The sequence below is a fragment of the Hydrogenophaga sp. genome (genome assembly GCF_014773545.1).
Classification (GTDB): Bacteria; Pseudomonadota; Gammaproteobacteria; order Burkholderiales; family Burkholderiaceae_C; genus Hydrogenophaga.
The window spans coordinates 49,844-61,100 of record NZ_SDDV01000012.1 but is presented as its reverse complement, the minus strand read 5'-3'; the positions used below and the strand labels follow the sequence as shown (position 1 = coordinate 61,100).

11 protein-coding genes are annotated in these 11,257 nt (G+C 64.4%); 5 read left to right on the top strand and 6 right to left on the bottom strand.

Going from position 1 to position 11,257, the window contains the following annotated elements; all coding sequences use genetic code 11:
• Nucleotides 1-12: 12 nt before the first annotated feature.
• On the bottom strand, nucleotides 13-1,665 hold the full coding sequence (locus EST26_RS09165) for a 3-(methylthio)propionyl-CoA ligase (protein WP_291067237.1): 1,653 nt from the start codon (nucleotides 1,663-1,665) through the stop codon (nucleotides 13-15).
• A 137-nt stretch (nucleotides 1,666-1,802) separates the two neighbouring features.
• Between EST26_RS09165 and EST26_RS09160 the strand changes: the two genes are divergently transcribed.
• A complete protein-coding gene (locus EST26_RS09160; protein ID WP_291067235.1) occupies nucleotides 1,803-3,317 on the top strand; it encodes a protein adenylyltransferase SelO family protein in 1,515 nt (504 codons plus the stop codon).
• A 21-nt stretch (nucleotides 3,318-3,338) separates the two neighbouring features.
• Complete coding sequence (msrB, locus tag EST26_RS09155; protein WP_291067233.1) at nucleotides 3,339-3,749, top strand: peptide-methionine (R)-S-oxide reductase MsrB; 411 nt, start codon at nucleotides 3,339-3,341, stop codon at nucleotides 3,747-3,749.
• Nucleotides 3,750-3,766: 17 nt separating this feature from the next.
• Here msrB and EST26_RS09150 read toward each other — a convergent pair whose 3' ends face one another.
• On the bottom strand, nucleotides 3,767-4,732 hold the full coding sequence (locus EST26_RS09150; RefSeq protein ID WP_291067231.1) for a DUF533 domain-containing protein: 966 nt from the start codon (nucleotides 4,730-4,732) through the stop codon (nucleotides 3,767-3,769).
• A 199-nt stretch (nucleotides 4,733-4,931) separates the two neighbouring features.
• Between EST26_RS09150 and EST26_RS09145 the strand changes: the two genes are divergently transcribed.
• Together EST26_RS09145 and EST26_RS09140 are read left to right on the top strand one after the other, a co-directional pair.
• Nucleotides 4,932-5,210, top strand: a complete 279-nt coding sequence (locus tag EST26_RS09145; protein WP_291067229.1) for a BolA family protein — start codon at nucleotides 4,932-4,934, stop codon at nucleotides 5,208-5,210.
• Nucleotides 5,211-5,303: 93 nt separating this feature from the next.
• The gene (locus EST26_RS09140) at nucleotides 5,304-6,083 is read left to right on the top strand and encodes a peptidylprolyl isomerase (protein WP_291067227.1); all 780 of its coding nucleotides are present in this window, start codon (nucleotides 5,304-5,306) and stop codon (nucleotides 6,081-6,083) included.
• A 57-nt stretch (nucleotides 6,084-6,140) separates the two neighbouring features.
• On the opposite strand, the gene EST26_RS09135 is transcribed toward EST26_RS09140, so the two are convergent.
• From EST26_RS09135 to EST26_RS09120, 4 genes are all read right to left on the bottom strand, one after another.
• Nucleotides 6,141-6,956, bottom strand: a complete 816-nt coding sequence (locus EST26_RS09135) for a heparan-alpha-glucosaminide N-acetyltransferase (protein WP_291067225.1) — start codon at nucleotides 6,954-6,956, stop codon at nucleotides 6,141-6,143.
• A gap of 271 nt (nucleotides 6,957-7,227) precedes the next feature.
• The gene (locus EST26_RS09130) at nucleotides 7,228-8,793 is read right to left on the bottom strand and encodes an IS66 family transposase (RefSeq protein ID WP_291067223.1); all 1,566 of its coding nucleotides are present in this window, start codon (nucleotides 8,791-8,793) and stop codon (nucleotides 7,228-7,230) included.
• Nucleotides 8,794-8,945: 152 nt separating this feature from the next.
• Nucleotides 8,946-9,287, bottom strand: a complete 342-nt coding sequence (tnpB, locus tag EST26_RS09125) for an IS66 family insertion sequence element accessory protein TnpB (protein ID WP_291067221.1) — start codon at nucleotides 9,285-9,287, stop codon at nucleotides 8,946-8,948.
• Entirely contained in the window at nucleotides 9,284-9,688 is a 405-nt protein-coding gene (locus EST26_RS09120; protein WP_291067219.1) for an IS66 family insertion sequence element accessory protein TnpB, read from the bottom strand. The genes tnpB and EST26_RS09120 overlap by 4 nt, the downstream gene beginning before the upstream one ends.
• A 92-nt stretch (nucleotides 9,689-9,780) precedes the next feature.
• Here EST26_RS09120 and EST26_RS09115 point away from each other — a divergent pair, with 92 nt between their 5' ends.
• Nucleotides 9,781-11,199: an IS66 family transposase gene (locus tag EST26_RS09115; RefSeq protein WP_291067218.1), complete on the top strand. Its 1,419-nt coding sequence runs from the start codon at nucleotides 9,781-9,783 to the stop codon at nucleotides 11,197-11,199.
• Nucleotides 11,200-11,257 lie beyond the last annotated feature (58 nt).

Below are 11,257 nucleotides of genomic sequence, written 5' to 3'. Positions count from 1 at the left end.
GCCGACTTGGTCTTACTGCCCCACCCACTGCGGCAGGCGGTAGTCTTGCAATTGCTGGCGCAGCTTCATTTTTTGCATTTTTCCGGTGGCGCCAATCGGAATGGCGTCGACGAACAGCGCGTCGTCGGGTATTTGCCATTTGGCGATCTTGCCTTGGTAGAAAGCCAGCAACTCGTCACGCCCGAGTTCGGCGCCCGGCTTTTTCACCACCACAATGATCGGTCGCTCGTCCCACTTGGGGTGCTTGATGCCAATGCAAGCCGCCAGCGCCACCGCCGGATGCGCCATGGCAATGTTTTCCACGTCGATCGAGCTGATCCACTCACCACCGGACTTGATCACGTCTTTGCTGCGGTCGGTGATTTGCATATAGCCTTCGGCGTCTATGGTGGCAACGTCACCAGTCGCAAACCAGCCCCGACCATCGGCGTCGCGGCGCAGCGGGTCGCCGCCTTCGTCCTTGAAGTAGCTGGCAATCACCCACGGCCCGCGCACCAGCAAGTCGCCGCAGCTCTGGCCGTCCCAGGGCAGATCCCGTCCGTCGGGGTCGACGATTTTCATGTCGACGCCGAAGACCGCCCGACCTTGCTTGAGCAAAACCTGGCTCTGTTGCTCGGGTGGCAACGCGAGCTGGGCATTTTTCAATGCACACACGGTGCCCAGGGGCGACATTTCGGTCATGCCCCAGGCGTGCAACACCGCCACCCCGTAGCGCTGGCTGAAGGCCTCGATCATGGCTGGCGGGCAGGCCGAGCCGCCAATCACGGTGCGCTTGAGGCTGCTGAATTTCAGCCCCCCGGCCTGCATGTGGTTGAGCAGCATCTGCCAGACCGTAGGCACACCGGCGGCCATGCTCACCTGCTCGCTTTGCAGCAGTTCGTAGATCGACTTGCCATCGAGCGCCGGGCCGGGAAACACCAGCTTGCAGCCCACCGCGGCGGCAGAATACGGAATGCCCCAGGCGTTGACGTGAAACATCGGCACCACCGGCAGCACGCTGTCGCGCGCGCTCAGGTTGAGCGAATCGGGCAGAGCAGCCGCATAAGCATGCAGCAAGGTCGAGCGGTGCGAATACAGCGCGGCCTTGGGGTTGCCGGTGGTGCCGCTGGTGTAGCACATGCCGGCGGCGGCGTTCTCGTCGAGATCGGGCCAGTGGTAGTCGCTGGCGTGCGCACCGATCCAGGCTTCATAGCTTTGCAAAGCGGCGATGCCGCTGTCGGCGGGCAGCCGCTCGGCGTCGCACAGCGCGATCCAGTGCCGCACCGTCGGACACTTGGCCGCCACCGCCTGCACCAGCGGCAGGAACGTCAGGTCAAAGCACAGCGCCTGGTCTTGGGCGTGGTTGATGATCCAGGCCAGTTGCTCGGGGTGCAGGCGCGGGTTGAGCGTGTGCAGCACGCGCCCGCTGCCGCTGACGCCAAAATACAGCTCCAGATGGCGGTAGCCGTTCCAGGCCAGCGTGGCCAACCGCTCGCCCCGGCTCAGGCCCAGGCGGTCGATGGCGTTGGCCACCTGGCGCGAGCGACGCGAAATCTGCGCCCAGGAGCTGCGATGAATGTCGCCTTCGACCCGGCGCGAAACGATCTCGCTGCTGGCGTGGTGGCGCTCGGCGTGCGTGATGAGCGAAGAAATCAACAAGGCCTGTGGCTGCATTTGTCCTAGCATGAATGTTTCCCGAAAAAAGTGTTGTGTCTGAATGATGCCAGCAACATGATGCCAGCACCGCTGTCCGGCCCCATCCGGGTTGCTCCGGTTGGCCGCGATGGCCCGTCGGCCAGCGGGTGCAATCGGTCTGCGCCAGAATGCAGCGCATGAGCCTGCCCCCTGCCCCCAGCGCCTGGACGCACCGTTTCGCCGCGCTGGGTCCGACGTTTTATACCAAATGGCAGCCCACGCCGCTGCCTGCACCCTACTGGGTCGGTGCCAGTCTAACGCTTGCGCGCGCGCTCGGACTGTGCCCGCACTGGCTGCACGGCGAGCACGCCTTGCAGGTCTTCAGCGGCAACGCCGTGCTGGACGGCATGCGCCCGCTGGCTAGCGTCTACAGCGGCCACCAGTTCGGCCACTGGGCCGGCCAGTTGGGCGACGGTCGCGCGCTGCTGCTGGGCGAGCTCGCCAGCGCAACCGGCCCCTTGGAGGTGCAACTCAAGGGCGCCGGGCGCACGCCGTATTCGCGCTCGGGCGACGGCCGTGCGGTGCTGCGCAGCTCGATCCGCGAATTTTTGTGCAGCGAAGCCATGCACGCGCTGGGCGTGCCGAGCAGCCGGGCGCTGTGCGTCACCGGCTCGCACGCGCCGGTGCAGCGCGAAGAGGTCGAGACCGCCGCCGTGCTGACGCGGGTGGCACCCAGCTTCATCCGCTTTGGCCACTTCGAACACTTTGCCCACCGTGGCCAGCACGACGCCCTCAAAGCCTTGGCCGATTTCGTGCTGGAGCACTTCTACCCCGAATGCCGCGACCAGACCGGCAACCCGTATGCCAATTTGCTGCTGGCGGTCAGCCTGCGCAGCGCCGCGCTGGTGGCGCAGTGGCAGGCGCTGGGCTTTTGTCATGGCGTGCTGAACACCGACAACATGAGCATCTTGGGCTTGACGGTCGATTACGGTCCGTTCCAGTTCATGGACGCCTTCAACCCCGGCCATATCTGCAACCACAGCGACGAGCGCGGGCGCTACGCCTGGCAACGCCAACCGGCCGTGGTGCACTGGAACCTGCTGTGCCTGGGGCAGGCGCTGTTGCCGCTGATCGGCAGGACCGAGCTGGCGCTGGCCGCCCTGGAGTCCTACCCGACGCAGTTTGCCGCTGCCTTCGAGCAGCGCTTTGCCGCCAAGCTCGGTCTGACTGCGGCGCTGCCGCAGGACGCCAAACGAATCGACACGCTGCTGCAACTGCTGGCGCAGGATGCGGTCGATTTCAGCATTTTCTGGCGCCGCCTGTCGCACGCCGCAGCAGGCTTTGCCGCGCCCTCGGCCAGCTTGGCCAGCGCCAGCGCGGCGATCGCGCCGGTGCGCGAGCTGTTTCGGCACACCGACGCCTTCGACGCCTGGGCGCAAGACTGGCGCGACCGGCTGCAGCGGCAAAGCGGCTTCGATGCCGGCGCCACCACGGCCCGCATGCTGGCCACCAACCCGCAACTGGTGCTGCGCAATCACCTGGGAGAAATGGCGATTGAGCGGGCGCGCGCAGGCGATTTTTCCGCCTTGCAGCGGCTGCAAACCGCGCTCGAGCACCCGTTTACGGCCCGCCCGGGTGAGCAAGACCTGGCCGACTTCGCGCCCACCTGGGCGGCGCAGATCCAAATCAGTTGCTCGTCCTGAGCCGCATCACCGGTCAAACCCATGAACTTTCCGATTCAAAAAACCGCCGAACAATGGCGCGCCGTTCTGGCCGCACAGGACGCCGAGCCGCTGGCATTTGAAGTAAGCCGCCAGGCGCACACCGAACACCCTTTCAGCGGCAAATACGAAGCCTTCTGGTCAGACGGCAGCTACCACTGCATCTGCTGCGGCCAACACCTGTTCAACGCCGACAGCAAGTTCGACGCCGGCTGTGGCTGGCCCAGCTTTGCGCAGGCGGTGCCGGGCGCGCTGCTGGAGCGGCCCGACCACAGCCACGGCTGGCGGCGGGTGGAGACGGTGTGCAGCCGCTGCGGCGCGCACCTGGGCCATGTGTTCGAGGACGGCCCCGCGCCCAGCGGTTTGCGCTATTGCATGAACTCGGCCGCGCTGCAACACCAGCCGCCCGGCTGATTGCAGACCGGCGCAGCTTAAGCACGCACCATCGCCAGCACCTTGCCGGCGTCCAGGGTGGCGGCGGTTTGTCGAATTTGCGGCAGGTACTGGGTTTGCATTTGCTTGGCCGGACCGAGCAGGCCCTGAAACGACTCTTTGAGCAGCGCCGTGCTCATCACCCGCCCGCCCGCGTAATAGCGCTTGGCCACCTGCCCCAGCGCGTAGGTGGTGGCAAATGAAAACGCCATGCCGGTGGCCGCACCACCGATTCGGCCCGCCATGCGTCCGCCTGCCTTGCCGAGCAAACCGCCCAGCAGTTTGCGGCCAAACTGCTCCAGGTACTGCGACGTCAGCCCCACGCCGACCGCGCCGATGAACTCGCGAATATGCCCCTGATCGAGATCGACGCCATGCGCCTTGCCGATGCCGTAGACCATTTTCACCTGCAGCGGAATGATCGCCATCGACGCCCAGGACTGCGGCAACAGCTCGAGTGCGCCGTTGAGCAGCGCGTATTTGAGGATGGACTGGTCGAGTTCGGTGTCGAGCGCGGTACGGGCCGCCGGTGCGAGCGCCGCAACAGGCGAAACAGCTCCCGCTGTCGGCGCCAACGCGTCCTCGGACGCCGCCACCAGCGCGGCTTCTTCGCCCTCGAAGGCCGCAACCTGTGCCGTGTCGAGTTGCAGCCGGATTTTCAGATCGGCCAGAAAATCGGACTCGGCCGGGCTCTGGCGGCCGTCGACGTCGCACACGCAGACCGCCATTTCGTAGGCCAGCTGGCGTTGGCTGGCGTCGCTCAATCCGGCCACCGCGTCGGCCAATGTGACGCGCTTGAGCAGCACGTCCTGGTAGAGCCGCGCCAGCCCGGCGGCGCCGGCCTCGTGCCCAAGCGAATCGGCCATGCGGCGAATCGCCTCGCGTTCGGCGTCGGCCTTGCTGCCGTCGGCAAACGCGGCCAGCAAGGCAATGGCGAGAATGGACTGTTGTTCCTGGGTCGACATGGCGGAGGCTCCTGTGAGTCAAACGGCTGGGCAAAAAAGCAGCGCCCAGTTTACCTGGGCAGCCCCGCGCAAGCGGCGCAATGGCGGCAAGTTCAGCCGCGCCAGCCAGGGCCGAAATTCACCGGCGCCAACACGGCAAGGCCACGGGTTGATAATTCGATAATTCGCGACACCGCAACCGATAACCCCTGCGCCGATCATGAAACCAAACCCCATACCGCCGACCGCCGCTGCGCTGGAAGCGGCGCTGCGCGCCGCGCTGGCACCCACCTGGCTGCAAGTGCACGACGAAAGCGCAGCCCACGCCGGCCACGCCGGCGCCAATGCCCAGGGCTGGGGCAGCCATTTTCGCGTCTGCATCGGCGGGCCGGCCTTTGTCGGCCTGAGCCGGGTGGCGCAACACCGACTTGTGTATGATGCGCTGCGCCATTTCACCGCCGCCGGACTGCACGCGCTGGCTATTGAAATCAAATCCTGAACCCCCATTTGCTCCTCCAACCCGGCTCGCACGGCAGCGCGCGAGCCTGCCGCAACAACGGCGGCGCCTCCTCTTTTTTTTGCTGGAACATCCATGAAATTCACCCTATCTGCCCTGGCAGCGGCGCTGCTGATCGGCGCTGCGCCTTGGGCGGCAGCACAAAACGTCGCCATCGTCAACGGCAAGCCGGTACCGATGACGCGCGTGCAGGTGCTGGCCGAACAAATGGCCGCCACCGGACGCCCGGTCACAGACGAGGTGCGCACGCAGTTGCGCGAAGAAGTCATCCTGCGTGAAATCTTCATGCAGGAAGCGCAGCGGCGCGGCATTGCCGCCACGCAAGAATACAAAACCCAGATGGAACTGGCGCGCCAGACCATCATGATTCGGGCCTTGTTTGCCGACCAGCAAAAACGCCACCCGATCACCGACGCCGCCATCCGGGCCGAATACGATACATTCGTCGCCGCCAACAGCGGACAGGAATTCCGCGCGCGCCACATTCTGGTGGAAACGAAAGAGCAAGCGCAGGCCCTCATCGCGGCGATCAAGGGTGGCGCCAACTTTGAAGAGCTGGCGCGCGCGCAGTCCAAAGACCCAGGATCGGCTGCCAACGGCGGCGACCTCGACTGGGCTGCCGCCGGCAGCTTTGTGGCCGAGTTTTCTCAGGCCATGGTCAAGCTGGGCAAGGGTCAGATGACCGACGCCCCGGTGCAGAGCCAGTTTGGCTGGCACGTGATTCGGGTCGACGACGTGCGCCAGGCGCAACTGCCTTCGTTTGAAGAAATAAAACCCCAGATTGCCCAGCAAATGCAGCAAGAGCAAATGATGGAATTCCAGCGCGGCCTGCGCGAACGCGCCAGGGTGCAGTAAAGCGCAGCGCGGCTCGCTCTGCCAGCGCGCTGCGCCTGCACGGGCACGGCGGCAGCTTCAAGCCCACTGCAAATAAAGCCAGATCAGGCCCAGCAGCACCGGCTGGTGCAGCAGGTAGTAACTCAGGCTCCAGCGCCCCAGTGTGGCCAGCCCGCGCCGCACGCCGCTGGCCGGCGCGTCAGCCGCGCCCAGCCAGTCGGGCCGATGACGCAAGGCCCACTGGCCGGCCGCCAGGCCCCACCACATCACGCCCAGCCAGGGCAGCAAGGGCACATAGTCCTCGGTGATCGGTTTGCGGCTGATGAAACCCAGCCAGTTCAACCAGGGCGTGTTGAACACGTCGAGCGTGGGCAGCGCGGCAATCGCCCAGGGCGCGACGAATGTGCCCGCCAGCGCCAGCGCACCCAGCAGCCACAGCCAGCCGCCCCAGCCAGCCGTCAGACGCAGCACGATCAGCATCAGCGCAATGCCGTGCAGCACGCCAAAGTAAATGAAGCTGGCCGGAAACACGATGGCCGAGCCGGCCGTCACCAACAGCGCCGCGCCCGCCACCTGCGACCAGCGCCGCCAGAAGCGCCGGTCGAACAAGCTGGCGCTGGCCCGCTGCTGCAGCGCCAGCGCTTGCGAGAGCCCGGCGGTGAACAAAAACAGGCTGACGATGGCCGTGCGCTGCCAGGTCCAGAACGGGTCTCGGTAGAGGTCTGCCTCGATCAGGCCAAAAAAATTCAGATTGAAGCAGAAGTGATAGGCCGTCATCCACAGCATGGCAAGCGCGCGCAGCAAGTCGATGCGATCGAGGCGATCGATGGGCGCGGGCGGCTGCCAGGCGACGCGGGCGACAGGGCCGGGTGTGGGCTGCTGGGTCAAGGGCATCGGCGGTCAATCAGAAAAACGGGTGAGAACCCACAGCAGCCGAGCTTACAGGCTGAGCGACTGGACAGCGGGACAGCGGCACCGCCCCAGCGCCCAAAATCCCGGCCCGAGTTTCACCACCCCCGCCCATCACCCCACCAGCCCGGTCAACAACGCCACGGGCAGCGCAGCGAAGACCAGTCGACCTGCGCAAGCGCATCGTGGACTTTCCAATCTCGCACGCGAAAGCCCGTAAGCGTGCGGCCAACCCATGTTGACCGTGTGCAATCGATCAGGTAGAGGCGGGTGTAACCCAGCGGTGCGGCAGCAACTCCGCCAGCCGCGAGTTGGGCCAGGTCGGCAACTTGGTCAGCACGTCCTTCAGGTAGGCCCAGGCATCATGGCCGTTGAGTTTGGCCGACTCGATCAAACTCATCAGCGTGGCGGCACGCTCACCGGCTTGCTGCGAGCCGATGAATAACCAATTCTTGCGCCCCAGGGCTATCGGTCTCATCGCGTTCTCCACCGCGTTGTTGTCCACCGGCACACGGGCATCGTTGACGTGCACGATCAATGCCCCCCAGCGCTTGAGCGTGTAATCAATCGCCTTGGCCGTGACATCGGCGTTGACCAATTGCATGCGCTGGCTCATCAACCAGGTTTTGAATTTCTCCAGCAAAGGAAGACTTCGCGCCTGCCTGATAGCCAGACGCTGCGGGTCGTCCAATTCCTTGGCATCCCGCTCAATGTCGTACAGCTTGCCGATCCAGTCCAGCGCCTGTTTGGCAATCTCGCTGTGGTTGAGCTTGTGGGCCTCGAAGAACTTGCGCCGGGCGTGGGCCCAGCAGCCAGCCTCAAGAACCCTGCCCGCTTTGAACAGCGCTTTGTAACCCGAATAATCGTCCGTCACCAACGTGCCGACGTAGTCTTGCAACATGCGCCGCGCGTGCTCACCGGCGCGGCTTTTGGCAAAGTCATAGACCACTGCGCGCTCGGTGGTGCACAAATCGCTGGTGCGCCAGGCCCACATATAGGCCTGATGGGTTTTACCCAAACCCGGCTGCAACAACTTCACCGGCGTCTCGTCCCCATGCAGCACGCCTTGCGTCAGCAGATGCTGGCACAGCGCCTTTGCCAGGGGTTCGAGCTGCACGCCACACTGACCAATCCAGCCTGCCATGCTGGAGCGGGGAATAAACGCGCCGCTTCTGCGGTAAATCTCCTCTTGCCGAAACAGGGGCAGATGATCATCGTGCTTGGCGATGATCACTTGCGCCAGCAGGCCCGCTGCCGCGATGCCCTTGTCGATGATCTGGGCGGGCATGGCGGCGGCCATCACGGTTTGGCAGCACACACAGGTGTATTTGCCGCGAATGTGGCGGTGCACAAAGAATTTGGCTGGCACACAGTCGAGTTGCTCGCTGATTTCTTCGCCAATGCGTTGCAAGGCATGGCCCAGCGCGCACACGGCAGGTTCAATCTCGTAGTGATGCTCGATGCGCTCCAACTGGCTTGGCAGCGCCTGGCGTTTGGCCTGACGCCTGGCTTTGGCGGGCTGGCGCGCCTGGTCGGCGGCGCGATCTTCGGCCTTGAATTCTTCGATCAGCGCGGCTTGCATCTTGACGTCAAAGAGCTGGGCCTGCGCACTGTCCATGCTTTCGCTCAAAGACCCAAAGCGCCACTGCTTCAAGCGGGCGATCTCAACGTTCAGGGCCTGGTTTTTGGTTTGCTCGAACTTGAGTTTTGCTTGTTCGGTCTTGAGCTGCGCGCTCAGGCGCTCAATGAGTTGACGCGCGTACTGCTTGGCTGATTCACCACTGAGGGCATCGAGTTGTTGCAGATTGCTTGGTTCGAGCATGAGGCCAATTGTGCCTCGCGCACGCGCGCGAGGAAATCGGGACTTTCTCCTATGGACAAGGGCTAAAAAACAGGGGTGAACTGTGAATGAATCAGGAGGTAAATCAAGGGCTAAATGGATCCTTGATTTACCGGCCCTTGAATCGGTGCGATTCAGACCACGGCGATGTTTTGCTGAGCACCCAGGTGTTGCCAGGGGGCGCCGGCCATCAGCCAGTCCCATTGGGTTTGGCTGATCGTCACCGCGCCAGCACCGGCCTCGCTCTGCGGCCAGACAAAGCGCCCCTGTTGCAGGCGCCGGGTGCACAGCCACAGGCCAGCACCGTCGTACACCAGCACTTTAAGTCGAGTCGCGCCCCGGTTGGCAAAGACGTAGGCGGTGTGGATGCGCGCGCCGCCTTCGAGCTCCCGCACCACGCGTGCCAGCAAGGTGTCCATGCCGGCACGCAGGTCACTGGCGCCCAGGGCCAGCCAGATGGCGTCGATGCGGATCATGCCAGGTACGCCTTGAGCCATTGCGCGCATTGCAGCGGCGCGCCGCTGGGCCAGTGCAGCACGACGCTACGCGCGCCTTGACTGCAGTCGATACGCACGTTGGGCAGGCCATCGGTTTGCGCCGCATGGCCCGCATTGGCCGCTGGCGTTTGTCCATCGCCTACATTGACTTGGACAAAACCAGTGCCTTTGCCGGCCCTGCGCCGTGCCGGTGCAACGTAAGCTGGGTCTGCCAGTTGCAAGCGCCAGCGCGGTCCATGCGAAAGCCAGGATCTGAGCTGGCCGTAGCTCAGCCCTTGGGCTTGCGCGAAATCCTCGGTGCTCAGCCCGCTTCGCGCCAACGCATCGAGCACGTCCAGGCAGCGCTGCATGTGCTCTCGGTTGAATTTCTTGCTCGTCATAACCATCGGTCTCCTTGGAAAACCCCAAGACTGCCGGGTTATCGACCAGGTTTCAAGATGGGTTGGCGGAACGCTTACGATAAACTGATCCCATGACCCGTCGAGCCACCCCAGCACCCGTGAGCGAGCTGCCCAGCGCACTGCCCGACACGGTGCCCGGGTGCCACGAGCTGATTCACCAGCTGATGCAGCGCCTGAGCTGGCTGGAAGAACGGGTCAGCCTCAACTCACGCAACTCCTCCAAACCACCATCCAGCGACGGCCCTGCCACACCACCCGCACGCCCGAGCAAATCCCCAAGCGGCAAAAAGCTCGGTGGACAACCCGGACACAAAGGCAGCTTTCGGGCGATGGTCCCCGAGCAAGACGTTCAGCACCGCACCCAGTGCCAGCCACCCGCGCAATGCGACGCCTGCGGCTCAGCGATCAAAGTCGATGGCGATAAACCGATCCGCCACCAGGTCTTCGAGCTGCCCAAAATCGAACCCATCGTGAGCGAGTACGTGCGTCTGCGCGGCATCTGTAGCGGCTGTGGACGCAAACACCACGGGGCGCTTCCTGCGGGGGTTCCAAGCGGCCAACTGGGGCCACGCGCCCTGGCCCTGGTGGGCACACTGGCTGGGCAATTCCACCTGACACAGCGCAAAGTGCAGGCGGTGCTCTCACACGTCATGGGCATACATTTCAGTCTGGGGGCCGTGTCCCAGGCGCACGGGCTGGTCAGCCAGGCGCTGGACAAGCCTGTGGCGCAGTTGCACGCTGAGCTGCTACAAGCTCCCGTGTGCCACGCCGATGAGACCCGCCACCAAAACCACCAGCACACCCTGTGGATGTGGGCGCTGCTCAGCGATTGGGGGGTGCGGTTTCGTATCGACCCTTCGCGTGGGCAAATGGCGGCCCAGCTGATTCTGGGCGAGCAGCCCGGCTTCGTCACGGTGAGCGACCGGTATGCGGGCTACAACCACCTGCCCTTGGCGCAGCGCCAGGTCTGCTGGGCGCACCTGCTGCGCGACTTTGAGCGCATCGCACAGCGCAGCGCACTGCCCGGGCGTATTGGCCAGCGTCTGCTGGGCTACGGATACCTGCTGTTTCGCTGGCGCAACGAGGAGAAGGACGCACGCCACTTTGCCTGGCTGCAACGGCGCATACGGGTTCAACTGGAACTGGGTCATGTGCAGACGCAGTGCAAGCGCACGGCCAACACCTGCGCGAACCTGCTGAAAATGTGGCCTGCGATGTGGACCTTCCTGGGCAACGCGCTGGTGCCACCGACCAACAACGCCGCTGAGCGGGCTTTGCGCGACTACGTGATCAAGCGAAAGTTGTCGTACTGCACCCGCTCCAAGCGGGGGATGGAGTTCACCGAGCGGATCTTCTCAACGGTGCAGACCTGCAAGATGCAGGCGCGGGTGGCCTACGACTTTGTGCATGAGGCTGTGCACAGCTGGATCGGCCACCTACACCCGCCCAGCCTGGTGCCTGAGCATATTCACCTTCAGCATCCTGCCTGATCTTGGGGCTGGACTTCGGTCTGGGCTGGGGATGTTCTGCTTGTGGGGGGCTGAACAG